Source organism: Streptomyces sp. IMTB 2501 (assembly GCF_001953885.1).
In the GTDB taxonomy this organism is placed as follows: domain Bacteria; phylum Actinomycetota; class Actinomycetes; order Streptomycetales; family Streptomycetaceae; genus Streptomyces.
Map to the genome: position 1 here is coordinate 148,520 of NZ_MQUS01000012.1, position 23,846 is coordinate 172,365.

Here is a 23,846-nt window from a genome sequence, read left to right on the forward strand (position 1 = left end):
GCCGACCTTACTGACGGGAGCCGGTGGGGGCGGAATCGGCGTCCTTGAGGAGCACGTCCTCGTCGAAGCAGGTGCGCGCTCCGGTGTGGCAGGCGGCGCCCACCTGGTCGACCTTGACGAGCACGGTGTCGGCGTCGCAGTCGAGCGCGACGGACTTCACCCACTGGAAGTGGCCGGAGGTGTCGCCCTTGACCCAGTACTCCTGGCGGCTGCGGGACCAGTAGGTGCAGCGGCCGGTGGTCAGCGTGCGGTGCAGCGCCTCGTCGTCCATCCAGCCGAGCATGAGCACCTCACCGGTGTCGTACTGCTGGGCGATGGCGGGGAGGAGGCCGTCGGCGCTGCGCTTGAGGCGGGCGGCGATCTCCGGGTCGAGGCTGCTGGCCCGGGGCGTCCCGGTCGTACTGGTCATGGGTGCCATTGTGCCGCGCGGGTACGACAGTGCCGGTGCCGTGTCCACTGCGCGGACTCGGCGGCGGGTCGTAGGCTGACTCCATGTCGACCTTCGCCCAGCGTGAACGGCTGCTGCTCGCCGACCTCTTGGAAACCGTCGGTCCTGATGCCGAGACCCTCTGCGAGGGCTGGCGGACCCGGGACCTGGCCGCGCATGTGATCGTGCGCGAGCGCCGGCCGGACGCGGCTGGGGGCACGCTGATCAAGCAGCTCGTGCCGCGCCTGGAGAAGGTGATGGCGGAGTACACCGCGAAGCCGTACGAGGAGCTGATCCAGCTGATCCGTACCGGCCCGCCGCGCTTTTCGCCGTTCCAGCTCAAGCAGGTCGACGAGGCGGCCAACGTGGTCGAGTTCTACGTCCACACCGAGGACGTCCGCCGGGCCCAGCCGGACTGGAGCCCGCGCGAGCTGGACCCGGTCTTCCAGGACGCCCTGTGGTCCCGGCTGGAGCGCACGGCGCGGCTGGTGGCCCGGGGTGTGCCGACGGGTCTGGTGCTGCGCCGCCCGGACGGGCAGACGGCGGTGGCGCACCGGGGTGCCCCGGTGGTGACGGTGACCGGCGAGCCCTCGGAGCTGGTGATGTTCGCGTTCGGCCGGCAGGACGCGGCCAAGGTGGACGTGGACGGCGAGGCGGACGCGATCACCAAGCTGCACGAGTCCCGGCAGCTGGGCATCTGAGAAGGGCCACCCATGATCAAGGTGGCCATGACCGGGGTGTACGTGGACGACGTGGCCCGGGCGCATGCCTTCTACACGGAGGTCCTGGGCTTCGAGACGCGCCTGCACATGGACCTGGGCGACGACACGCTGTTCGTCACCGTCGGGGCGCCCGACGGGGGCCAGCCGGACCTCCAGCTGTTGCTGGAGCCGGGTCAGGGCCCCGTCGCCGAGCCGTATCGCCGGGCGCTTTACGAGGCGGGCATCCCGTGCATCGTCTTCTCCGTGGACGACCTCGCGGCGGAGTACGAACGGCTGACCGGCCGGGGTGTCCGGTTCACGCACGAGCCGCAGCGGCAGGGGCCGGTGCTGGCGGCGGTGTTCGACGACACCTGCGGCAATCTGGTGCAGCTCGTTCAGCCGAGGGCGTGAACTTCAGCGGGGCAGTTCCGCGCGGCGCAGCGCCGGTACGGCGAGGGCGACGACCCCGCCGAGGCCGCAGACGGCGGCGCTGACGACGTAGACCGGCGCGAGCCCCCAGGCCCCGACGGCGGCGGCCGCGAACGGCATGCTCAGCGGGGTGAGACCGAGGCTGATCAGGCTGGAGACGGCGGTGACCCGGCCGAGGTGGGCGGGGTCGGTCAGGGTCTGGAGCAGCGCGCCGCACATGACCCCGCTCAGCCCGGTGAGCAGGCCCACGAGCACGGCCGTGCCGACGGCCGCCGGGAGGGTGGGAACGTAGGCGAGGGCGCCGACGGCCACCGAGCCGACGATGATCGTGCATCCGGCGACGAGCCCGGCGCGGGGCAACCGCCCCCGCACGGCCAGCAGCAGGGAGGCGGCGCCCGCGCCCGTGCCGAACCCGGCGAGCACCCAGCCCATGCCGGCCGCGCCCCAGCCGCGCCGGTCGGACAGCAGGGTCAGGCCGACGTTCAGCGGACCGACGAATCCCAGGTCACCGAGGGCTATGCACAGCATCAGCGGGGCGAGGACGCGGTGGCCGCGGAGGTGGCGCAGCCCTGCCTTCAGGTCGCCCCAAGCCGTGCCCTTCGGCGCGTCCGCACGGTCTGCGGGCAGGTGCCGTACCCGCACGGAGACCAGCAGCGGCACGGACACGGCGATGAGCAGCCCGGCCAGGGCGAACGCGGCCGGGGCGCCGCCCATGGCCACGCCGAGCCCGCCGAGCGGGGCACCCGCCACGGCGGCGAAGCGGATCGCAAGGCTCCGCATGCCCTGGACCCGGCCGAGCTGGTCCTTCCCGGTGAGCCGGGCCGGCAGGGCGCCCACGGCGGGCACGAAGACGGCGTCGACGGCGCCGAAGACCAGCGCCAGCAGAGCGAGCAGCCAGAGTCCTGGGCGGGCGAGGAAGAGCAGGGCGGCCACGGCGAGGACGGCCGCGCAGCGTACGGCGTCGCTGCCGATGACGACCCGGCGCGGCCCGAACCGGTCGGCGACGACTCCTCCGCCCAGCATCAGTACGGCCCGGGGCAGCGCGCTCGTCGACATCACGAGCCCGACCTCAGCCGGGGTTCCGGAGCGGACGGCGGCCCAGGACAGGGCGATGTAGTAGACGTTGTCACCGAGCATCGAGGACGTGTAGGCGGCGAGCCAGCGCCGGACGTTCGCGTCGCGGTGGGCGGGCGTGGTGGCCGGCGGCGTGGTCAGCGTGGCGGTCACGGGAGGGGGTCCTCTCAGGTCCGGAACGGGAAGCCGTACATGTGCACCGCGACGTTCTCGCGGCCCTCGGTGTCGCCGGCGGTCTCGGCGGCCCGGCCCCGCTCGTCGTACCTGCGGACGAGGGCGAGCAACTCCTTGTTCAGCTCGGCCAGTTCACCCGCCGTCAGCCGCAGCACCGCCTCGGAGGACTCTGCGGCGTCGTTCCACTCCTCGCCCCAGTGCGTCCGCTCGTCGAGGAAGCGCCGGTACAGGTCGGCGCGCTGGTCGAAGAACAGCCTGCTGGCGGCGGTGTGCGCGGCCGCCTTCTCGGGAGCGTCCCGGAAGTCCTCGTCGCGGATGCTCACGCCGTCGGAGGCCGGCTGCCACCAGCGCTCCCGGCCGTCCCCGCTCTGCGGCTCGGCCGCCTCGATCAGCCCGTGCTCGGCCAGTTTGCGCAGGTGGTAGCTGACCAGCGAGACGGCCTCGTCCACCTGCTCGGCAAGCTGTGACGCGGTCGCGGTACGGGCGATGGACAGGGCTCGGTACAGCTGTGAACGCAGCGGATGCGCGAGCGCCTTCAGCGTACCCAGATCCTTGATCCGGCGGTCTCTTTCCTTGTCCGGCATGCCTTCAGGCTAGATACAAAAGAAAAGTTGCACAACAGATTTTGCGCAACTTCTCTTTCGTAATCCGTCAGGAAGAAGCCCCGGCGGCAACCCGCCGGGGCCCGTGTGCGCGCTAGCGGACGGGGTGGCCCGCCTCCCGCAGGGTCTGCTTCACCTCGCCGATCCGCAGATCCCCGAAGTGGAAGACGGAGGCCGCCAGGACCGCGTCCGCGCCCGCCGCGATGGCCGGGGGGAAGTCGGAGAGTTTGCCGGCGCCGCCCGAGGCGATGACCGGGACGGTGACGTGCTTGCGGACGGCGGCGATCATCTCCAGGTCGTAGCCGTCCTTCGTGCCGTCGGCGTCCATGGAGTTCAGCAGGATCTCGCCCGCGCCCAGCTCGGCGGCCCGGTGTGCCCACTCCACCGCGTCGATGCCCGTGCCCTTGCGCCCGCCGTGGGTCGTGACCTCGAAGGAGCCCGACTCGGTGCGGCGGGCGTCGACCGACAGGACCAGGACCTGACGGCCGAAACGTTCCGCGATCTCGCGGATCAGGTCGGGGCGAGCGATCGCCGCCGTGTTCACGCCCACCTTGTCGGCACCCGCCCGCAGCAGCTTGTCCACGTCCTCGGCCGTACGGACGCCGCCGCCGACCGTCAGCGGGATGAACACCTGCTCCGCGGTGCGGCGCACCACGTCGTACGTCGTCTCCCGGTTGCCCGAGGACGCGGTGATGTCCAGGAACGTCAGCTCGTCGGCGCCCTCGGCGTCGTACACCTTGGCCATCTCGACCGGGTCGCCCGCGTCGCGCAGGTTCTGGAAGTTGACGCCCTTGACGACCCGTCCGTTGTCCACGTCCAGGCAGGGGATGACTCGGACCGCCAGGGTCATGACTGTTCAGGCTCCTCTGAATGCTTCAAGCTCTACTTCGACCAGGATGCGCGGATCGACGAAGCCCTCGACCACCAGCAGGGTCGTACACGGGCGCACGGAGTCGAACAGGTCCTTGTGGGCCCGTCCCGCCTCGTCGACGTCGCGCACATGGCTCAGATACATACGGGTGCGGATCACGGACTCGATGCCGAGCCCGAACTCCTTCAGCGCCCCCAGGGCGTTGCCGAAGGCGACCTTGGTCTGCTCGTACGGGTCGCCCTCGCCGTACAGCACCGTGCCCTTGAAGGACGTGGTGCCGCCCACGGACACCCGGTCCCCCGCCGCGACGGCGCGCGCGAATCCGAAGCTCTCTTCCCAGGGACTTCCGCTCTGCACGCGCCGCACGGCTTCGGACGTCATGACGACACAGCCTCCAAGGCCTCTTCCAGGGTGAACGCCTTCGCGTACAGGGCCTTCCCGACGATGGAACCCTCGACACCGAGGGGTACCAGCTCGGCGATGGCGCGGAGGTCCTCCAGGGACGACACGCCGCCGGAGGCCACGACCGGGCGGTCGGTGGCGGCACACACATTGCGCAGCAGTTCCAGGTTCGGGCCCTGGAGCGTGCCGTCCTTGGCGATGTCGGTGACGACGTAGCGGGCGCAGCCCTCCTTGTTCAGGCGCTCCAGCGTCTCGTAGAGGTCGCCGCCGTCGCGGGTCCAGCCGCGGCCGCGCAGGGTCGTGCCGCGCACGTCCAGGCCGACCGCGATCTTGTCGCCGTGCTCGGCGATGACCTTGGCGACCCACTCGGGGGTCTCCAGGGCGGCGGTGCCGAGGTTGACGCGGGTGCAGCCGGTGGCCAGGGCGGCCGCCAGCGAGGCGTCGTCGCGGATGCCGCCGGACAGCTCCACCTTGATGTCCATCGCCTTCGCGACCTCGGCGATCAGCTCCCGGTTGTCACCGGTGCCGAACGCGGCGTCCAGATCGACCAGGTGCAGCCACTCGGCGCCGGACCGCTGCCAGGCGAGCGCGGCCTCAAGCGGGGAGCCGTACGAAGTCTCCGTGCCGGACTCGCCGTGCACGAGTCGGACGGCCTGGCCGTCACGGACGTCGACGGCGGGGAGGAGTTCGAGCTTGGCCATGGTCTACAGGGTTCCGATCCAGTTGGTGAGGAGCTGGGCGCCGGCGTCGCCGGACTTCTCGGGGTGGAACTGCGTGGCCCACAGGGCGCCGTTCTCCACGGCGGCCACGAACGGCTTGCCGTGCGTCGACCAGGTCACCTTGGGGGCCGCGATCAGCGGGTTGTGCGTCTCCAGGGCCCAGTCGTGGACGGCGTAGGAGTGCACGAAGTAGAAGCGGGCGTCGGCGTCGAGGCCGGCGAACAGCTCCGAGTCGGGCGGGGCGTCGACGGTGTTCCAGCCCATGTGGGGCACGACGTCGGCCTGCAGCGGCGCGACCGTGCCGGGCCACTCGTCCAGGCCCTCGGCCTCCACGCCGTGCTCGATGCCGCGCGCGAACAGGATCTGCATGCCGACGCAGATACCCATCACGGGCCGGCCTCCGGACAGCCGGCGGTCGACCACCCAGTCACCGCGCGCGGCGCGCAGGCCCCGCATACAGGCCGCGAACGCGCCGACGCCCGGCACCAGCAATCCGTCGGCGTTCATGGCCTTGTCGAAGTCACGCGTGATCTCGACATCGGCGCCCACGCGCGCGAGGGCGCGCTCGGCGGACCGGACGTTGCCGAAGCCGTAGTCGAAGACGACGACTTTCTTCTGCTGTGTCTGGGCAGCGCTCAATTCCACACCCCCAGCCGCATGATGCCCGCGACCAGGCACATGGCCGCACCGATGGAGAGCAGCACGATGAGACTCGTGGGCATCTTCTGCTTCACGAAGGAGATGATGCCGCCGACGAGGAAGAGGCCGACGACGATCAGGATCGTGGACAGACCGTTCATGGGTTTACAGCGCGCCCTTCGTGGAGGGGAGGATGCCGGCCGCGCGCGGGTCACGCTCGGAGGCGTAGCGCAGCGCCCGGGCCAGCGCCTTGAACTGGCACTCCACGATGTGGTGCGCGTTGCGCCCGTACGGCACGTGCACGTGCAGCGCGATCTGCGCCTGGGCGACGAAGGACTCCAGGATGTGCCGGGTCATCGTCGTGTCGTACTCGCCGATCATCGGCGCCATGTTCTCCGGCTCGGTGTGCACGAGGTACGGGCGGCCGGACAGGTCCACCGTGACCTGGGCGAGGGACTCGTCCAGCGGGACCGTGCAGTTGCCGAATCGATAGATCCCCACCTTGTCGCCGAGCGCCTGCTTGAAGGCGGCGCCGAGCGCGAGGGCGGTGTCCTCGATGGTGTGGTGGGAGTCGATGTGCAGATCGCCGTCGGTCTTCACGGTCAGGTCGAACAGGCCGTGCCGGCCGAGCTGGTCGAGCATGTGGTCGTAGAAGCCGACGCCGGTGGCGATGTCGGTTCTGCCGGTGCCGTCGAGATCGATCTCGACCAGGACCGAGGTCTCCTTGGTGGTGCGCTCGACGCGCCCTACGCGGCTCATGCCTCAAGCTCCTTCTTCAGTTCACGGACCGCGTCGAGGAACGCGTCGTTCTCCTCCGGGGTTCCGGCGGACACCCGCAGCCACCCCGGTACGCCGTTGTCCCGGACCAGGACGCCCCGGTCGAGGATCTTCTGCCAGGCGGTGTGGGCGTCCGCGAACCGCCCGAACTGCACGAAGTTGGCGTCGGACTCGATGACGTCGTAGCCGATCGCGCGCAGCTCGGCGACCAGCCGGTCCCGCTCCGCCTTCAGCTGCTCGACGTACTTCAGCAGTGTGTCGGTGTGCTCCAGGGCGGCCAGCGCGGTCGCCTGGGTGATGGCCGACAGGTGGTACGGCAGCCGGACCAGCTGGACGGCGTCGACGACCGCCGGGTCGGCGGCGAGATAGCCCAGACGCAGGCCCGCCGCGCCGAAGGCCTTCGACATCGTGCGCGAGATCACCAGGTGCGGGCGGCCTTCGAGCAGCGGCAGCAGCGAGTCGCCGTGGCTGAACTCGATGTACGCCTCGTCCACGATCACCATCGACGGCTTGGCCGCCTGCGCCGCCTCGTACAGCGCGAGGACGGTCCCGGGCGGGACCGCGTTGCCCGTGGGGTTGTTGGGGGTGGTGATGAAGACGACGTCCGGCTTGTGCTCGGCGATCGCCTCGACGGCCGCCGCGAGGTCGATCGTGAAGTCCTCGTTGCGCGGACCCGAGATCCATCCGGTGCCCGTGCCGCGCGCGATGAGGGCGTGCATCGAGTACGACGGCTCGAAGCCGATCGCGGTGCGGCCCGGTCCGCCGAAGGTCTGCAGCAGCTGCTGGATGACCTCGTTGGAGCCGTTGGCGGCCCACACGTTCTCGATGCCGAGGGGGTGCTTGCCGGTCTTCGTCAGGTATGCGGCCAGCTCCGTGCGCAGCTGGACCGCGTCCCGGTCGGGGTAGCGGTTCAGGTCGCGGGCGGCCTCCCGGACCCGCTCCGCGATCCGCTCGACCAGCGGCTCGGGCAGCGGGTAGGGGTTCTCGTTGGTGTTCAGCCGTACGGGGACGTCCAACTGGGGCGCGCCGTAGGGGGACTTGCCGCGCAGCTCGTCCCGTACGGGGAGATCGTCGATGCCGGTCACTTGCTCGTCGGTACCTTCCAGCCGAACCTCGCCTTGATCGCCGCGCCGTGCGCCGGCAGGTCCTCCGCCTCCGCCAGCGTCACCACGTGATGGGCGACGTCGGCGAGCGCGTCCTTCGTGTAGTCCACGATGTGGATGCCGCGCAGGAAGGACTGGACGGACAGGCCCGAGGAGTGGCAGGCGCAGCCGCCGGTGGGCAGGACGTGGTTGGACCCGGCCGCGTAGTCGCCGAGCGAGACGGGGGCCCAGGGACCGATGAAGATCGCGCCCGCGTTGCGCACCCGGTCGGCCACGGCGGCCGCGTCGGCGGTCTGGATCTCCAGGTGCTCGGCGCCGTACGCGTCGACCACCCGCAGGCCCTCCTCCAGGCCGTCCACGAGGACGATCGCGGACTGCCGGCCCTTCAGCGCGGGCACGATCCGGTCCTCGATGTGCCTGGTCGCCGCGACCTGCGGCTCCAGCTCCTTCTCCACCGCGTCCGCCAGTTCGACGGAGTCGGTGACCAGCACCGCCGCCGCGAGCGGGTCGTGCTCGGCCTGGCTGATCAGGTCCGAGGCGACGTGCACCGGGTCGGCGGTGTCGTCCGCGAGGATCGCGATCTCGGTCGGACCGGCCTCGGCGTCGATGCCGATCCGGCCGGTGAAGAAGCGCTTGGCGGCCGCGACCCAGATGTTGCCCGGGCCGGTGACCATGTTGGCGGGCGGGCAGGACTCGGTGCCGTACGCGAACATCGCGACCGCCGTGGCGCCGCCGGCCGCGTAGACCTCGTCCACGCCGAGCAGCGCGCAGGCGGCGAGGATCGTCGGGTGCGGGAGCCCCCCGAATTCGGCCTGCGGCGGCGAGGCGAGCGCGATCGACTCGACGCCGGCCTCCTGCGCCGGTACGGCGTTCATGATCACGGACGAGGGGTAGACGGAGCGGCCGCCCGGCGCGTACAGCCCGACGCGCTCGACCGGCACCCACTTCTCGGTGACCGAGCCGCCCGCCACCACCTGGGTGGTGTGCGTGTCTCGGCGCTGCTCACGGTGGACCAGGCGGGCGCGGCGGATGGACTCCTCCAGCGCGGCGCGCACGGCCGGGTCGAGGGCCGCCAGCGCGTCGGTGAGCGCCTGGGCCGGTACACGGACGGATTCCAGCCGTACTCCGTCGAACTTCTCGGCGAAGTCGATCAGCGCCGCGTCGCCACGATGATGCACGGCCTCGCAGATCGGACGCACCTTCTCCAGGGCGGCCTGAACGTCGAAGTCGGCTCGGGGCAGCAGGTCGCGCAGGGCCGGGCCCTCGGGAAGGGCGTCGCCGCGCAGATCGATTCGGGAGATCACAGTCCCAATTCTCGCAGACCGCCGTCTCGAATCGTCGGCGCGTATCAATGGCTGATACAGAACGTGGCCGAACTCGGAAGATCTCCTTCACCTCTAGTGTTCCAGCAGTCACTGAGCGGGCATGAACGGTTGTACGAGACCCCTGACCAGCGGAGGAGAAGGAACAGCGGTGACCGAGGGGGCCGGTGTCGTCGCCGGGGACCTGCCGGACGAGCTGACCGCGGCCGAGGCGGGCATGTGGCAGGCCTTCCGCAACGGCAGTGTGTACGACCTGAGCAGCGGGGACACCGTCGTGGACGATCCGCACGGCGGCCACCCCTGGGGTCCGGAACGCGCCGTGCGGGCCCGGATCGTGGCCTGGCTGCTGCTTGACGGCCCGCCCGCGCTCGCGGGCCGGGTGTCCTCGCTGAAGCTGACCGGCGTGCGGATCACCGGCACGCTGGACCTCTCCGGCGGCACGGTGCAGCCGTACGTCGAGCTGCGCGACTGCCGCTTCGACGACCAGGTGCTGGTGCCGGAGGCCCGGTTCACGACCCTGCGGATGGTGGACTGCGCGGTGCCCCGGCTGGAGGCGGCCCGGGTGCACACCGAGGGCGATCTGCATCTGCCGCGCTGCCGCTTCCAGAACGGGGTGCGGCTGACGGACGCCCACATCGGCACCGATCTCATGCTCAACCAGGCGGTCGTGTACCGGGACCGCAGCGGGCGGTCGATCGCCGGGGACGGCCTGACCGTCGGCCAGGACCTGCAGGCGGAGATGCTGGAGTCGCACGGCGAGCTGCGGCTGCGCGGCGCCAAGGTCGGCGTGTCGCTCAGCCTGCGCGGCGCGATGCTGGACAACCCGTACTCCCGCTACGCCCTGAACGCACCCCAGCTGACGGTCGAGCGCACCCTGTACCTGACCCCGGCCGGCGTGGGCAGCCCACTGCTGAGCGGCACGACACCGGCGCGCGGGACGCGGATCCAGCGGTTCGAGTGCCGGGGCGGGCTGCGCCTGGACGACGGGCGGTTCGGGGACGCCGTCGACTGCGAGCGGGCCCGGTTCACCCTCGGCGACGACCAGGAGCTGTCGCTGCGCCGGGTGCACGCCTCGGAGTTGCGCTTCCTCGGGGACAGGCCGCAGCGCGGCAAGGTGGTGCTGTCCGGCGCGCGGATCGTCAGTCTGGTGGACCGGGCGGCGAGCTGGCCCGGCCCCGGCAATCTGCACATGGGCGGCTTCGTGTACGAGATCCTCGTCCCGCGCGGTCCGTTCCCGCTGACCGGCCGGCTGGACTGGGTGGCGGCGGCCACCGCCGAGTACGCCCCGGAGCCGTACGAGCGGCTGGCGGCGGTGCTGCGCGCGGCCGGGGAGGACGAGGACGCGCGCGAGGTGCTGCTCGCCAAGCAGCGCCGGCGCCGCGAGACGCTGCCGCTGGCCGGCAAGTTCTGGGGGTACGTCCAGGACTGGACGGTGGCCTACGGCTATCGGCCGGGCCGGGCCGCGGTGTGGATGGCGGTGCTGTGGGCGGCGGGCACACTGGCGTTCGCGCACGCGGACCATCCGCCGATGAACCACGACGGCCATCCGTACTGGAGCCCCGCCCTGTTCACACTGGACCTGCTGCTGCCGGTCATCGACCTGGGCCAGGTCGGCCAGTGGCAGCTGCGCGGGGTCTGGCAGTGGCTGGCGGCCGTGATGATCCTGCTGGGCTGGATTTTGGCGACGACGGTGGCGGCGGGGGCGACGCGGCTGCTGCGGCGGGGCTGAGGTGCCGTGACCGAAGGGTTACGGCTACCCTCTTTTCCGTATATCGGTCGCTTTTTCCGTACAGCGACCGCACAAAAGCCGAACAGTCACCTTTTGCCGGTCCTTGACTCCTGGCCGTACAACTTTCCGCGACTTCTCAAAAGCCTCTGGCGCACTGCCGACCTGCGGTCTTTCAATGGTCGGCACCATGGCTCTGCTGCCCTCGTTCATCCGCCCCACGCGGATGGCCAAGCGCTCCGCGCACCTCGTCCCCGGCCGGACTCCGGCCGGGGACGAGGCCGTGCTCGACGCGCCCGACGACCGGCTCTCGCCCGCGCTGGTCGCGGCCGGCCGGGGCGAGTACGAGGCCGCGGCCGCCCTGTTGACCACCACCCGCGCCACGGCGGCCTGGGAGAGCCACGACCGGTACGTACGACACCTCGCCGCCTTCGCCCGCTCGCGCCCCGAGTGGTTCGAGGCCTGGCGCACGGCCGCCCCGCAGGACCCCGGTGCCCTGCTGGTCGGGGCACAGCTGGCGGTGGACCGCGTGTGGCCCTCGCCGGCCCGCGCCGAGCTGCTGCGCGAGGCGAGCCCGCTCATCACCGCCGCCGCCCGCGCCGACGACCGGGACCCGGTGCCCTGGCGGATCGCGCTGGACCACGCGCGCGGCTCCCGGGCCGGCCACCGGTACTTCGAGGAGCTGTGGGAGGCGGCCGTGCGGCGCGCCCCGCACCACTACGGCTGCCATGTGGCCGCGCTGCGCTATCTGGCCGCCTCCTGCTGCGTCCTGGGGAAGGACACCCCGCACACCCCCCGCGCCTCGCACCGCGAGTGCTTCGACTTCGCCGACCGGGCCGCGCAGGACGCCCCGGCCGACTCGCTCGTCCAGGCCCTGCCGGCCCGGGCGGCCTTCGGCTACCTGACCGACAGCTGCGGCCCCGAGATCCCGCGTGCGCGGCTGGACGCCGCCGCCGACCGGGCGCTCGCGCTGTCCGCCCGCTTCCCGGTGGCCGACCCGTGGCCCGCCGAGATCCGCAACAAACTCCTGTACGTCCTGCTGCGCCTGGACCGCTGGGAGGACGCCCGCGCCGAACTGCGCCTGATCGGCCCGTACGCCACGTCCTTCCCGTGGGACCGGTTCTCCGACGACCCGCTCGGCCACTTCCTGCGACTGCGCGAGCACCTGCTGACGGCCGGTCCCGGGCCGGTCCCCGCGGGTCTGCTGACCTGGTCCCCGGCCCCGCTCGGCGGGCATGGCGGACACGCCCGCGCCGACGACCACTAGGCTGAGGCGTCGTGACCACCGTCCGTCTCCCGCTCTTCCCGCTGAACACAGTGCTGTTCCCGGGGCTCGTGCTGCCGCTGAACGTCTTCGAGGAGCGCTATCGCGCGATGATGCGCGAGTTGCTCAAGACACCGGAGGACGAGCCGCGCCGGTTCGTCGTCGTGGCCATCCGCGACGGCCTCGAGGTGGCGCCGAGCGCCCCCGGTATGCCGGATCCCACGGCACAGCCCGCGCGGGGACCTGCCGCGGGCTTCGGCCCGGAGCCGCTCAAGGCCTTCCACGGGGTGGGCTGTGTGGCCGACGCGGCGACCGTCCGGGAGCGGGCCGACGGCACGTTCGAGGTGCTGGCGACGGGCACGACCCGGGTACGGCTGCTCTCCGTCGACGCGTCCGGCCCGTTCCTGACGGCGGAGCTGGAGGAACTGCCGGAGGAGCCGGGCGACGAGGCGGGCGCGCTGGCCGAAGGGGTGCTGCGCTCTTTCCGCCAGTACCAGAAGCGCCTGGCGGGCGCCCGCGAGCGTTCGCTGTCGACGGGCGCGGACCTCCCGGACGATCCTTCGGTGGTCTCCTACCTGGTGGCGGCGGCGATGGTGCACGACACCCCGACCAAGCAGCGGCTGCTGCAGGCGCCCGACACCGCGTCCCGGCTCCGTGACGAGCTGAAACTCCTTCGCTCCGAGACGGCGATCATCCGTAGTCTGCCGTCGCTGCCCGCGTTCGAGCTGACCCGGGCGCCGACGAGCCTGAACTGAGAAAGACGGCGGTGGACAGACGGATGGCGAAGAAGTCGAAGAAACTGCAGCAGTCCGGGGGCACCCCCGCGACGGTCGCCCTCTCATCGGCGGGCGTGGACTTCACGGTCCACGCCTACGACCACGACCCCGCCCACCCTTCCTACGGCGAGGAGGCCGCGGAGGCGATGGGCGTCTCCCCCGACCGCGTCTTCAAGACCCTGGTGGCCGACGTCGACGGCACCCTGACCGTGGCCGTGGTCCCGGTCGCCGGCTCCCTGGACCTGAAGGCCCTGGCGGCGGCGGTCGGCGGCAAACGAGCGGCCATGGCGGACCCGACACTGGCGGAACGCACCACCGGGTACGTGCGGGGCGGCATCTCCCCCCTGGGCCAGCGCAAGAAGCTCCCGACGGTCCTGGACGACTCGGCGGAGACTCACGAGACGATCTGCGTGTCGGCGGGGCGGCGGGGGCTGGAGGTGGAACTGTCCCCGGGAGACTTGGCGAAGCTGACAGAAGCGGTACTGGCACCGATCGGGCGAGGCTGAGGGGCGGCCCCGGGGTTACGGCAACTCGGGGTCACGGGGCCCGAACAACGCCGTGAGCCCCAGATGCACCATCAACGCGCCCAACGGCCAAGCCAGCAGCGCCCCCTTGGCCGAAAGCTTCAGCGGCGCCGAGAAGGTGACCCCCTTGCCCACAGCCTTCGCATGCGCGAGCACGTCGGACTCGGGACCCAGATACACCCCCAGCCGCCACGCCAGCACCGACCCGAGCAGCGCACCGAGCCCCAGCGCCACCACGACCGGCACACCCCCACGCCGCCGCAGCAGAAAGACGACCACCGCGGTGACGACACCGAAGGCAAGCGCCAGCAGGGTGAACGTACCGTCCACGCCTATCGCCTGCTCCCCCTCGCTGTCCTTGAGGTAGACGACCCAGCTCTTGTCGACCTCGTCGCCGACCAGCGGCACATGCGGCGCCAGCCACCACCACAGCAGCCCCAGCAGCGCCCCGACCAAGGTCACGGCCACCGTGATCACGGCGGCCTCCCGCAGTTCGGTCTTCATCCCGGGGCCGTCCTGTTCGTAGCTGCCCCCATCCTGCGCCCCGGCAGACGGCGGCGCCTGCCAGACCTGGTGCGGGGAGTCGTCGTGCGGTGGCGGAGTCAGCGGTGCGGTCATCCTGACATCGTGCCAGGTCGCGCTGTGCGCCGCGTCACCGGACGGCCGCCCGGCGGTACGCCCAGGTCGCCACGGCCAGCGAGACCACCCCGACACCCGCGCACACCCCCAGGTCGACCAGGACGACGGCCCAGTCCGGGTGGGCCCCGAAGGTCCGGGCGTAGGCCTCCACGCCATAGGTCGACGGCAGCAGATCCCGCGCCAGCCGTACGATCTCCGGCATCCGGTCGGCCGGCAGCACCCCCAGCAGCAGCGCCGCCGACATGCCCAGCTGCCCGAGCAGCGTGGCCAGTTCGGGCCGCGGCGCGAGCAGCCCGCAGGCGGCGCCGAGCCCGGACAGCGCGGCCCCGGCGAGCGGGATCACGGCCACCAGGATCCACAGGTTGGACAGCGGCAGCCCGAACAGCGCGCACCCGAAGACGGCCGTCACCAGCGTCCCCGGCACGGTGAAGGAGGCGTACGCCGCCGCCGCGCCCAGCACCACGGCGGCCGGCGGCACCGGCAGGGTGGCGTAGTGATCGAGCCCCCCGCTGGCCCGTAGCTGACCGAAGTACTGCGAGAGCAGGTTCAGGGCCACATAGGCGACGACCAGCACCGACGAGCCCGCCACCACGGACTCGGCCTCGCTGCCGCTGTCGACGACGCCCCGCATCATCACGGCGATGCCGACGGACTGGAAGGTGGCCACGAACAGCAGCGGGATCCGGGCCACCCGGGCCCGGGACAGCTGCGCCCGGTAGACGGCCGCCAGCGACGGCCACAGCCGTGCGGGCGGCCCGAGTTCGGCCGCGCCCCGTGCCGTCTCCGGCACGGCCGGGGCACCGCCCGGCAGAACCTCCGCGGGTACGACACTCACGTCGAGCTGCTCCTCTTCCCTACGGCGGTCGCGTAGCTCCCTACGACAGTCGCGTAGACCCATACGCATCGCACGGCCGCCGCGCTCACGCCTTCACCAGCCCCTGCCGGGCCGCGCCGCCCAACGCCAGGTAGACGTCCTCCAGGCTGGGAGTGGCGAGCGTGAAGTCGTCCAGGGCGGCGAAGGCGGCCCCGCCGGTCACGGTGGCGACGACAGCGCGGGCCTCCTCGGGGGCGAGCCGCAGCGTCCAGCGCCGCCCGGACTCCGTCGCACGCTCGCGCAGCGCGGCGACCTCGGGCACCTCCAGCGGCGCCCGCTCCCGCCACACCAGCTCGACCCGCACCTCGTCGGCGACCTGTTCCTTCAGCCCGGCGGGGGTGTCGCAGGCGATGACCCGCCCCTGGTCGAGCACGGCGACCCGGTCGAGCACGGTCTCGGCCTCGATGACGTTGTGGGTGACCAGCAGCACGGTCGTACCGCGCTCGGCGCGCCGCCGGTCCACGGCCGCCCAGACCGCGCGCCGGGCCACCGGGTCCATGCCGGTGGTCGGCTCGTCCAGCACGAGCAGCGGCCGCTCACCGACGAGGGCGGCGGCGAGACAGGCGAGCCGCCGCTGCCCGCCGGACAGCTTCTTCAGCGCCCGCCCGGCGATCGGCGTGAGCCCCAGCTCGTCCAGTACGGCGTCCCGCTCGGCCCGTGCCCGCCGTACGTCCAGGCCGCGCAGGCGTCCGGTGGTCTCGGCGGCGAGGGAGACGGTCAGCTCGTCCAGCGCGGAGGACTCCTGACCGAGGTAGGCGAGAAGGCGCGCGGCCCGTTCGGGGTGCCGGACGATGTCGTGCCCGAGGATCTCGACGCTGCCGCTGTCCGGCCGGAGCAGCCCGGTGAGCTGTCGTACGAGGGTGGACTTGCCGGCGCCGTTCGGCCCGAGCAGCCCGAAGACCTCGCCGCGCCGCACGTCCAGCTCGACCCCGTCGGTGGCCCGCACCTCGGGCGTGCCGGGCGCACCGCGCCGTCCTCTCACGGCCGGATAGGTCTTGCCGAGCCCGCGCACGCGTACGACCTCGTCATGCCGAGGTGCCTGTGCCGCGCGCGTACTCACAAGGGACGAGACTACGGGGTAGTGGCGCTTTACTCGCCCTTGGGGCCACGTCCGTCCGCGAACCGTAAGCACCCCCGGCACGGTGTGCCCGGCCGCTCACTCCCCCGCAGACGCGCTCTCCGACGCCGCCGGTACATCGACCTCCCGCCAGAACCCCGCCCGAATGGCGTAGCGGTCGTGTTCGTCGATCTGGTCGTCCTTGTGGGCGAGCAGCCCGAACCGCGCGGCGTACCGCAGCAGCTCCCCGTCGATGCGGTGCGGGATGCGCGGATACAGCTGCGACAGCTTCTGCAGATGGCCCTGGTCACCGAGCCGGGACATCCAGCGGCGGGCGAAGACCTGTCCCACCTCGTACGGGTCGCCGCCGACGGTGGTGATGTCCTCCTCGCGGTCGGCCCATCGCTGCTCGGCGGTGGTGAGCTGGGCGAGCGTCGGCATGGAGGCGACATCGGGCGGCTCCGTGACAGCGCCCGGCCGGTCCACCCAGCCCTTGTCGGAGGACCAGCGCAGGGTCGCGGTCGCGGGGTGCTGCACCGGCTGGGTGCCGGGCGCGCGCAGCGCGGCAAGGTCCTTGGGGGTGGGGACGCCCTTGGCGGCAGCCCGCTCCTGGGTGCCGTTCCCCGTCTCGGCGGCCGCCGGGGGCGCGCCCTGCTCGGCCGGCCGCTCGGCCGCCGCGGCGAGCGCGGAATCGGGCAGCGGCGCGGACAGGATCGCGGCGATCTCGGGCCGGGGCACGGGCGGCGGGGCGCAGACGCCGGTCAGCTCCTTGGCGCGGACGGCCTGGGTGATCCAGGCGCGGTCCAGGACGCGCCGCTCGTCGGCCTCGGCGACCAGGTCCTCGGACTGGTTGTAGTCGCCGTCGGCGGCCTGGACGGCCCACAGGTGGACGGCGACGCCGTGCTCCTTTGCGGCCATCATGCCGGGCAGCAGATCGCCGTCGCCGGTGACGAGGACGACGTCGGAGCAGGCGCGGTTGCGGGCCAGCTCGGTCAGCTCGGCGTGCATGGCGGCGTCGACGCCCTTCTGCGCCCAGCGTCCGTCACTGCGGGTGAGGGCGCCGAGCCGGACCGTGACGCGGGGCATCACGCGCAGCCGGCGATGCTCCGGTTGGGGGACGCGGTCGGGGGCGCCGTCGAACCAGTAGATGCGCAGCAGCGGGCGCTCGGTCTCCGACTCGGCGCGTTCGCGCAGCGCCTGGATCAGCGCGGTGTGGTCGACGGTGATCCGGGACCGTGAGGGCTCACCGGCGAGGAGGCTGGCGGCGGCTCCCAGCAGGTACCCGGCGTCCACCAGGACGATGCAGCGGTCCACGCGACTCACCCTCTTCCCGGGAGGTTTTGCTTCGGACTTCCTTCGAGTCTGCCCGACGGCGCAGAGGTTAACGGCCCGAACTCGATCTTCGGCGTGGCGTTTGCGGATCCCGCGCGCCCACCAACCCTGTCACACACGGTAATTATCCGACATGCGCGTGATGTCAGCGTATGTGAATCTGGTCCCGGCCCTGGCCCCTAGATCCCCCACAGGAGGCAGATCACCATGGCCAAGAACAAGAACCGTAAGCAGGGTGGCCCACAGGCCCGCGCGTCCCAGACCGAGCAGTCTCAGCAGCACGCGCAGCGGCCGCAGGAGACCCCCGAGTCTCCCGTGTCGCACATCCAGGGCAACCCCTCGGATGTTGCTCGTAGGAAGCAGAAGAGCTTCGGCCACAACTAAAGGGCAGTTGAAGCCCAGGCACACAGGAGGGGCGCACCCGTGGCGGGTGCGCCCCTTTGTCCATGTCCGGGATCGTGTCCGGGTCAGCCGGCCAGGCAGGACGGGCCGAGCAGTACCTTCAAGTCGCCGAAGAGCGCCGGGTCGGGCTTGACCCGGTGCCGGTCCAGGCGCAGCACGGTGGTCTTGCGCGGGCCCTGCAGCTTGATACGGACCTCGCTGTCGCCCTTGTGGTGGCTGAGGATCTCACCGAGGCGGCTGACCATGGGCGGGGTGACCCTGGTGGCCGGGATGGTGAGGATCACCGGCGCGTTGGTACCCGCGTTGGACAGGTCCGGGACCATCAGCTCCATGGCGACGAGCCGCGGCACGTCCTCGCGCTTGTCGAGGCGGCCCTTGACGAACACCACGGCGTCCTCGACGAGTTGGGTCGACACCAGCTGGTAGGTGGCCGGGAAGAACATGCACTCGATGGAGCCGGCGAGGTCCTCGACGGTGGCGATCGCCCAGGCGTTGCCCTGCTTGGTCATCTTGCGCTGGAGACCGGAGATGATGCCGCCGATCGTCACCACGGCGCCGTCGGCGTGCTCGCCGCCCGTCAGCTGCGCGATACCCGCGTCCGCCTTGTCGGACAGCACGTGTTCGAGACCGAACAGCGGGTGGTCGGAGACGTACAGACCGAGCATCTCCCGCTCCTGGGCGAGCAGATAGGTCTTGTCCCACTCGTCCTCGGTGAACTGCACGTCGAGTCCGAAACCGGGCTCGCTGCTGCTCTCCTCGCCCATGCCGCCGAAGAGGTCGAACTGCCCCTCGGCCTCCTTGCGCTTGACCGCGACCACGTTGTCGATCATCGGCTCGTACTGCGCGGTGAGCCCCTTGCGGGTGTGGCCCATGGTGTCGAAGGCGCCGGCCTTGATCAGCGATTCCGTGGTGCGCTTGTTGCACGCGACCGCGTCGACCTTGTCGAGATAGTCGGGGAAGGAGGCGTACTTCCCCTTCGCCTTGCGGCACTTGATGATCGACTCCACCACGTTGGTGCCGACGTTGCGCACGGCCTCGAGACCGAACAGAATCACGTCGTCGCCCTGGGCGGCGAAGTTGTGCACCGACTCGTTGACGTTCGGCGGGAGCACCTTGATGCCCATGCGGCGGCACTCGTTGAGGTAGATCGCCGACTTGTCCTTGTCGTCCTTGACGGAGGTCAGCAGCGCGGCCATGTACTCGGCCGGGTAGTTCGCCTTCAGATACGCCGTCCAGTACGACACCAGGCCGTACGCGGCGGAGTGCGCCTTGTTGAACGCGTAGCCGGCGAACGGGACCAGCACGTCCCACAGGGCCTGGATGGCCTCGTCGCTGAAGTCGTTCTTGCGGGCGCCGGCCTGGAAGATGGTGAAGTTCTTCGCCAGCTCCTCGGGCTTCTTCTTGCCCATCACCCGGCGGAGGATGTCGGCCTCGCCGAGCGAGTAGCCCGCGATGATCTGGGCGGCCTTCTGCACCTGCTCCTGATAGACGATCAGGCCGTAGGTGACGTCCAGGACCTCCTTCAGGGGCGCTTCGAGCTCCTTGTGGATCGGCGTGATCTCCTGCTGCCCGTTCTTGCGCAGCGCGTAGTTCGTGTGGGAGTTCATGCCCATCGGGCCCGGGCGGTACAGGGCCGACACGGCGGAGATGTCTTCGAAGTTGTCGGGCTTCATCAGCCGCAGCAGCGAGCGCATGGGGCCGCCGTCGAACTGGAAGACGCCGAGGGTGTCGCCGCGCTGGAGCAGTTCGAAGGTCGTGGGGTCGTCCAGCGGAAGCGACAGCAGGTCGATGTCGAGGCCCTTGTTGGCCTTCACCATCTTGACCGCGTCGTCCATGATCGTGAGGTTGCGCAGGCCCAGGAAGTCCATCTTCAGCAGGCCGAGCGACTCACAGCTCGGATAGTCCCACTGCGTGATCGTCACGCCGTCGGTGTGCCTCACCCACACCGGGACGTGCTCCGTGATGGTCTCGCTGGACATGATGACGCCGGCGGCGTGCACGCCCATCTGCCGGACCAGGCCCTCCACACCGCGCGCGGTGTCGATGACCTTCTTCACGTCCGGCTCGTTCTCGTACATCCCGCGGACCTCGCCCGCCTCCGAGTAGCGCGGGTGGCTGGAGTCGGTGATGCCGGAGAGCGGGATGCCCTTGCCGAGGACGTCGGCGGGCATGGCCTTGGTGATGCGGTCGCCCATCGCGTACGGATAGCCCAGCACGCGCGCGGAGTCCTTGATCGCGTTCTTGGCCTTGATGGTGCCGTACGTGCCGATCATGGCGACCTTGTCGGCGCCGTACTTCTCCGTGACGTACCGGATCACCTCGACGCGCCGGCGCTCGTCGAAGTCGATGTCGACATCGGGCATCGAGATGCGCTCGGGGTTGAGGAACCGCTCGAAGATCAGGCCGTGCGGGATCGGGTCGAGGTCGGTGATGCCCATGGCGTAGGCGACGATCGAGCCCGCGGCGGAGCCTCGGCCGGGGCCGACGGCGATGCCGTTGTTCTTCGCCCACATGATGAAGTCGGCGACCACGAGGAAGTAGCCGGGGAAGCCCATCGAGATGATGACGTCCATCTCGTACTCGGCCTGCTTCTGGCGGTCCTCGGGGACGCCGCCGGGGAAGCGGCGCTCCATGCCGCGGCGGACCTCCTCCTTGAACCAGGTGACCTCGGTGAAGCCGTCCGGGATGTCGAACTTCGGCATGAGGTCGCGCTTCTCGAACATGCCCTCGGTGTCCACCATCTCGGCGACGAGGAGCGTGTTGGCGCAGCCCTCCTGCCAGGCGTCCGAGGAGTCGATGGCGTACATCTCGTCCGTGGACTTCAGGTAGTAGCCGGTGCCGTCGAACTTGAAGCGGTCCGGGTCGGAGAGGTTCTTGCCGGTCTGGATGCAGAGCAGGGCGTCGTGGGCGCCCGCCTCGTGCGCGTACGTGTAGTGCGAGTCGTTGGTGACCAGCGGGGGGATGCCGAGCTTCTTGCCGATCTCCAGGAGGCCGTCACGGACCCGGTGCTCGATCTCGATCCCGTGGTCCATCAACTCCATGAAGTAGCGGTCCTTGCCGAAGATGTCCTGGTAGTCGGCGGCCGCCTTCAGGGCCTCGTCGAACTGCCCCAGGCGCAGCCTGGTCTGGACCTCTCCGGAGGGGCAGCCGGTGGAGGCCACGATCCCCTCGGACCACTGGGAGATCGTCTCCTTGTCCATCCGGGGCCACTTCTGCAGCCAGCCCTCGGCGTAGGCGTCGGAGGAGAGCCGGAAGATGTTGTGCAGGCCGGTCTTGTTGGTGGCCCACATCGTCTTGTGGGTGTAACCACCGGAACCGGAGACGTCGTCCCGCTTCTGGTGCGGCTGACCCCACTGGATCTTGCGCTTGTTCCGCCGGGACTCGGGGGCGACATATGCCTCGATCCCGATGATCGGGGTGATTCCGGCCTTCTTCGCGGAGTGGAAGAAGTCGTAAGCCCCGTGGAGGTTGCCGTGGTCGGACATGGCGATGTGCGTCATGCCCATCTCATTGCAGGCATTGAACATGTCCTTGAGCCGCGCGGCACCGTCCAGCAGCGAGTACTGGGTGTGGACGTGCAGGTGCGTGAAGGGCGGCTTTGACACGGTATGGCCTCCGGCGAAAACAGTAGGCGACAGGCGGACGGACAGTTCTGGGGTCAGCGTCGAAGTCTATGCCCCGGCACTGACACCGGAAGTGGTTCCGTGGCACGAAGCGCCTCGATGAGGGAGGGCGGCCGCGAGACGGATGGGTGATCCGTGCGTACCTTCATGCGGGAACCGGGCACTCCCGCGTGGCGTCGCCCGTTGGGTACGGCAGAGACGCTGTCGTACGGAAAAAGCACCAGGAGGCACTCCGCGATGTCGGTCCCCCAGCTCAGCGACGAGCAGCGCGGCGAGGAGATCCTCGCCGTCTTCGACACCGCCTTCGGCCGGCTCCTGGCCGCCGACCCGGCCGCGTTCCGGGTGAAGTTCCGGAAGATGGCGGCCTCGGCCTTCGCGTTCTACCGGGGCACGGCGTGCCTCTTCTACCGCGACCTCGACGCGGAGAGGCGCGGCGGCCCGTACCTGGACGACCGCACCTCGCGCGTGTGGATCCACGGCGATCTGCACGCGGAGAACTTCGGCACGTACATGGACTCCAACGGCCGCCTGGTCTTCAACGTCAACGACTTCGACGAGGCCTACGTCGGCCCGTTCACCTGGGACCTGAAGCGCTTCTCGGCGTCGATCGCGCTGATCGGGTACGCGAAGGCGCTCGGCGACGACCAGATCACCGAGCTGGTCTCGATCTACGCGGCCGCCTACCGTGAGCGCATCCACGCCCTGGCCACGGGCGCCAAGAGCGACGAGGTGCCGCCGTTCACCCTGGACACCGCCGAGGGCCCGCTGCTGGGCGCCCTGCGGGCCGCCCGTTCGCTGACCCGCTTCGAGCTGCTGGAGTCGATGACCGAGATCCGTGACTTCGAGCGCCGCTTCGCGCCGGGCGGCGGCTCCATCGAGCTGGACGCGGCCACCCGCTACAAGGTCCTCGCGGCCTTCGACGGCTATCTGGAGACGCTGCCGGACTCCTCCCTGGCCCGCCCGGACTCCTACCGCGTGAAGGACGTCGTCGGCCGCCGGGGCATCGGTATCGGCTCGGCCGGCCTGCCGTCGTACAACATCCTCCTGGAGGGCCACAGCGACGCCCTGGAGAACGACGTCGTGATCTACATCAAGCAGGCCCAGACCCCGGCTGTCTCCCGGCACATCACGGATCCGGCCATCGCCGACTACTTCCAGCACGAGGGTCACCGCACGGTGATCTCCCAGCGTGCCTTGCAGGCGCACGCCGACCCGTGGCTGGGCTGGACCGAGTTGGACGGCGCGGGCCAGCTGGTGGCCGAGGTCTCGCCGTACGCCGTCGACCTGGACTGGGGCGACATCGACGACCCGGAGGAGATCGCGCAGGTCGTCGCCGACCTGGGCCGGGCCACGGCGACGATGCACGCGGCCGCCGACGACACCTCCGGCGAGTCCCTGGTGCCGTTCTCCACCGAGCGGGCCATCGACGCGGCGCTCGCGGCCGACGAGGAGGGCTTCGCGCCCCTCCTGGTGGACTTCGCGCACAGCTACGGCGCACGCGCGCGTGCCGACCACCAGATCTTCGTCGACCTGTTCCGCAACGGCCGGATCCCGGGGCTGTAACCTTCGCGCGCTCACAGGCAGTCTTTAGGGGTCCCTTAACCGCGTACGTGACAGACTCTTCTCTCTATGGACATATCCGGGACCCAGCTCAGAGCCGTGCGCGCGGCGCTGTTCACGGCTGTCGTCGTGACGCTCAGCACCGCGTCGCACGTGCTGCTGTCCCGGGCCCCGCTGCCGGTGCCGACGGTCCTGGCGGTCTCCGCCGGCGTGTTCGGCACCGCGTACGCACTGGCGGGCCGCGAGCGTGGCTTCGGCCGGATCGCGGCCCTGCTGGTCCCGCTGGAACTGGCCGCCGACACGGTGTTCACCACCGGCCAGCACGCCTGCTACGGCCGGGCGGGCGGCCCGGTCGCCGGCCCTCTGCACCTGTTCGGCTTCAAGGTGCTGTGCGGAAGCGGCGCCGTCGGCACCCCGCTGGCCCAGATGACCGGCGCCCACGGCCGCCCCGAGGCACTGCTCACGCACGCCAGCCCGGCGGCCGCCTGGCTGCTGCTCGCCGCGCACGTCGGCGTGGGCCTGCTCGCCGCCGCCTGGCTGCGCCGGGGCGAGCGGGCACTGGTGCAGCTGCTGCGCGCGGTCGCCGCCACCACCTTCCGGCCGCTGCTGCTCGCGGTGGCCGCGGTCGCCGTCCGGCTGCCCCCGGTCCACCGGCTGCCCCGCCCGGCTCCGCGCCGGACCGCCGCCCGCGACCCGCTTTTCGTGCACTCCCTGGGACGGCGTGGACCGCCGTGCTCGCCCGCCCTCGCCGCCGTCTGAGCGGCAGGGCCTGAGCACATCCAGTCCCCCACACGTATTCCGCGTACGGCATGTGCGCGTCCCACACGGA

25 protein-coding genes are annotated in these 23,846 nt (G+C 71.1%); 9 read left to right on the forward strand and 16 right to left on the reverse strand.

Going from position 1 to position 23,846, the window contains the following annotated elements; all coding sequences use genetic code 11:
• Nucleotides 1–7: 7 nt before the first annotated feature.
• The gene (gene hisI, locus AV521_RS21865) at nucleotides 8–409 is read right to left on the reverse strand and encodes a phosphoribosyl-AMP cyclohydrolase (RefSeq protein WP_076090271.1); all 402 of its coding nucleotides are present in this window, start codon (nucleotides 407–409) and stop codon (nucleotides 8–10) included.
• Nucleotides 410–492: 83 nt separating this feature from the next.
• On the opposite strand from hisI, the gene AV521_RS21870 reads away from it, so the two are divergent.
• Nucleotides 493–1,128 carry a TIGR03085 family metal-binding protein gene (locus tag AV521_RS21870; RefSeq protein ID WP_076090159.1) on the forward strand — a complete coding sequence of 212 codons (636 nt, stop codon included), beginning with the start codon at nucleotides 493–495 and terminating at the stop codon, nucleotides 1,126–1,128.
• Nucleotides 1,129–1,140: 12 nt separating this feature from the next.
• On the forward strand, nucleotides 1,141–1,539 hold the full coding sequence (locus AV521_RS21875; protein ID WP_076090160.1) for a VOC family protein: 399 nt from the start codon (nucleotides 1,141–1,143) through the stop codon (nucleotides 1,537–1,539).
• Between the two features lie 3 nt (nucleotides 1,540–1,542).
• Here the strand turns inward: AV521_RS21875 and AV521_RS21880 are convergent, their stop codons facing one another.
• The 10 genes from AV521_RS21880 to hisD all read right to left on the reverse strand — a co-directional run bounded on the left by AV521_RS21880 (nucleotide 1,543) and on the right by hisD (nucleotide 9,222).
• Complete coding sequence (locus AV521_RS21880; RefSeq protein ID WP_076090161.1) at nucleotides 1,543–2,784, reverse strand: MFS transporter; 1,242 nt, start codon at nucleotides 2,782–2,784, stop codon at nucleotides 1,543–1,545.
• 14 nt (nucleotides 2,785–2,798) lie between these two features.
• Nucleotides 2,799–3,389 carry a transcriptional regulator gene (locus tag AV521_RS21885; protein ID WP_076090162.1) on the reverse strand — a complete coding sequence of 197 codons (591 nt, stop codon included), beginning with the start codon at nucleotides 3,387–3,389 and terminating at the stop codon, nucleotides 2,799–2,801.
• Nucleotides 3,390–3,501: 112 nt separating this feature from the next.
• The gene (hisF, locus tag AV521_RS21890) at nucleotides 3,502–4,257 is read right to left on the reverse strand and encodes an imidazole glycerol phosphate synthase subunit HisF (protein WP_076090163.1); all 756 of its coding nucleotides are present in this window, start codon (nucleotides 4,255–4,257) and stop codon (nucleotides 3,502–3,504) included.
• Between the two features lie 6 nt (nucleotides 4,258–4,263).
• The gene (locus AV521_RS21895) at nucleotides 4,264–4,659 is read right to left on the reverse strand and encodes a RidA family protein (RefSeq protein WP_076090164.1); all 396 of its coding nucleotides are present in this window, start codon (nucleotides 4,657–4,659) and stop codon (nucleotides 4,264–4,266) included.
• Nucleotides 4,656–5,381: a bifunctional 1-(5-phosphoribosyl)-5-((5-phosphoribosylamino)methylideneamino)imidazole-4-carboxamide isomerase/phosphoribosylanthranilate isomerase PriA gene (priA, locus tag AV521_RS21900; RefSeq protein ID WP_076090165.1), complete on the reverse strand. Its 726-nt coding sequence runs from the start codon at nucleotides 5,379–5,381 to the stop codon at nucleotides 4,656–4,658. The genes AV521_RS21895 and priA overlap by 4 nt, the downstream gene beginning before the upstream one ends.
• A 3-nt stretch (nucleotides 5,382–5,384) precedes the next feature.
• Nucleotides 5,385–6,038, reverse strand: a complete 654-nt coding sequence (gene hisH, locus AV521_RS21905) for an imidazole glycerol phosphate synthase subunit HisH (RefSeq protein ID WP_371917055.1) — start codon at nucleotides 6,036–6,038, stop codon at nucleotides 5,385–5,387.
• A complete protein-coding gene (locus AV521_RS49385; RefSeq protein WP_179023285.1) occupies nucleotides 6,035–6,199 on the reverse strand; it encodes a hypothetical protein in 165 nt (54 codons plus the stop codon). Before AV521_RS49385 ends, hisH begins: the two co-directional genes overlap by 4 nt.
• A gap of 4 nt (nucleotides 6,200–6,203) precedes the next feature.
• Nucleotides 6,204–6,797 carry an imidazoleglycerol-phosphate dehydratase HisB gene (hisB, locus tag AV521_RS21910; protein WP_030783530.1) on the reverse strand — a complete coding sequence of 198 codons (594 nt, stop codon included), beginning with the start codon at nucleotides 6,795–6,797 and terminating at the stop codon, nucleotides 6,204–6,206.
• The gene (locus AV521_RS21915; RefSeq protein ID WP_076090167.1) at nucleotides 6,794–7,900 is read right to left on the reverse strand and encodes a histidinol-phosphate transaminase; all 1,107 of its coding nucleotides are present in this window, start codon (nucleotides 7,898–7,900) and stop codon (nucleotides 6,794–6,796) included. Before AV521_RS21915 ends, hisB begins: the two co-directional genes overlap by 4 nt.
• Nucleotides 7,897–9,222 carry a histidinol dehydrogenase gene (gene hisD, locus AV521_RS21920; protein ID WP_076090168.1) on the reverse strand — a complete coding sequence of 442 codons (1,326 nt, stop codon included), beginning with the start codon at nucleotides 9,220–9,222 and terminating at the stop codon, nucleotides 7,897–7,899. The genes AV521_RS21915 and hisD overlap by 4 nt, the downstream gene beginning before the upstream one ends.
• 169 nt (nucleotides 9,223–9,391) lie before the next feature.
• Here hisD and AV521_RS21925 point away from each other — a divergent pair, with 169 nt between their 5' ends.
• The 4 genes from AV521_RS21925 (at nucleotide 9,392) to ybaK (ending at nucleotide 13,512) form a co-directional block, all read left to right on the forward strand.
• Nucleotides 9,392–10,969, forward strand: a complete 1,578-nt coding sequence (locus AV521_RS21925; RefSeq protein WP_076090169.1) for an oxidoreductase — start codon at nucleotides 9,392–9,394, stop codon at nucleotides 10,967–10,969.
• Between the two features lie 175 nt (nucleotides 10,970–11,144).
• A complete protein-coding gene (locus tag AV521_RS21930) occupies nucleotides 11,145–12,233 on the forward strand; it encodes a hypothetical protein (RefSeq protein ID WP_179023287.1) in 1,089 nt (362 codons plus the stop codon).
• An 11-nt stretch (nucleotides 12,234–12,244) separates the two neighbouring features.
• Nucleotides 12,245–12,985, forward strand: a complete 741-nt coding sequence (locus tag AV521_RS21935) for an LON peptidase substrate-binding domain-containing protein (protein WP_076090170.1) — start codon at nucleotides 12,245–12,247, stop codon at nucleotides 12,983–12,985.
• Nucleotides 12,986–13,008: 23 nt separating this feature from the next.
• The gene (gene ybaK / locus AV521_RS21940; protein ID WP_076090171.1) at nucleotides 13,009–13,512 is read left to right on the forward strand and encodes a Cys-tRNA(Pro) deacylase; all 504 of its coding nucleotides are present in this window, start codon (nucleotides 13,009–13,011) and stop codon (nucleotides 13,510–13,512) included.
• A gap of 15 nt (nucleotides 13,513–13,527) precedes the next feature.
• Here ybaK and AV521_RS21945 read toward each other — a convergent pair whose 3' ends face one another.
• The 4 genes from AV521_RS21945 to AV521_RS21960 all read right to left on the reverse strand — a co-directional run bounded on the left by AV521_RS21945 (nucleotide 13,528) and on the right by AV521_RS21960 (nucleotide 17,414).
• Nucleotides 13,528–14,148 (reverse strand): AAA family ATPase, encoded by a 621-nt coding sequence (locus AV521_RS21945; RefSeq protein WP_076090172.1) that lies wholly within the window; start codon nucleotides 14,146–14,148, stop codon nucleotides 13,528–13,530.
• 34 nt (nucleotides 14,149–14,182) lie between these two features.
• Entirely contained in the window at nucleotides 14,183–15,004 is an 822-nt protein-coding gene (locus AV521_RS21950; protein ID WP_076090173.1) for an ABC transporter permease, read from the reverse strand.
• Nucleotides 15,005–15,089: 85 nt separating this feature from the next.
• Nucleotides 15,090–16,103 carry an ABC transporter ATP-binding protein gene (locus AV521_RS21955; RefSeq protein WP_076090174.1) on the reverse strand — a complete coding sequence of 338 codons (1,014 nt, stop codon included), beginning with the start codon at nucleotides 16,101–16,103 and terminating at the stop codon, nucleotides 15,090–15,092.
• Nucleotides 16,104–16,199: 96 nt separating this feature from the next.
• On the reverse strand, nucleotides 16,200–17,414 hold the full coding sequence (locus AV521_RS21960) for an NYN domain-containing protein (protein WP_076090175.1): 1,215 nt from the start codon (nucleotides 17,412–17,414) through the stop codon (nucleotides 16,200–16,202).
• A 225-nt stretch (nucleotides 17,415–17,639) separates the two neighbouring features.
• Between AV521_RS21960 and AV521_RS49390 the strand changes: the two genes are divergently transcribed.
• Nucleotides 17,640–17,816, forward strand: a complete 177-nt coding sequence (locus AV521_RS49390) for a hypothetical protein (protein WP_179023289.1) — start codon at nucleotides 17,640–17,642, stop codon at nucleotides 17,814–17,816.
• Between the two features lie 83 nt (nucleotides 17,817–17,899).
• Here the strand turns inward: AV521_RS49390 and dnaE are convergent, their stop codons facing one another.
• Nucleotides 17,900–21,439, reverse strand: coding sequence for a DNA polymerase III subunit alpha (gene dnaE / locus AV521_RS21965; protein WP_076090176.1), 3,540 nt, complete (start codon nucleotides 21,437–21,439; stop codon nucleotides 17,900–17,902).
• A 255-nt stretch (nucleotides 21,440–21,694) separates the two neighbouring features.
• Here dnaE and AV521_RS21970 point away from each other — a divergent pair, with 255 nt between their 5' ends.
• Together AV521_RS21970 and AV521_RS21975 are read left to right on the forward strand one after the other, a co-directional pair.
• The gene (locus AV521_RS21970) at nucleotides 21,695–23,020 is read left to right on the forward strand and encodes a DUF2252 domain-containing protein (RefSeq protein WP_076090177.1); all 1,326 of its coding nucleotides are present in this window, start codon (nucleotides 21,695–21,697) and stop codon (nucleotides 23,018–23,020) included.
• Between the two features lie 66 nt (nucleotides 23,021–23,086).
• Nucleotides 23,087–23,776, forward strand: a complete 690-nt coding sequence (locus AV521_RS21975; protein WP_076090178.1) for a hypothetical protein — start codon at nucleotides 23,087–23,089, stop codon at nucleotides 23,774–23,776.
• The last annotated feature ends 70 nt before the right edge of the window (nucleotides 23,777–23,846 follow it).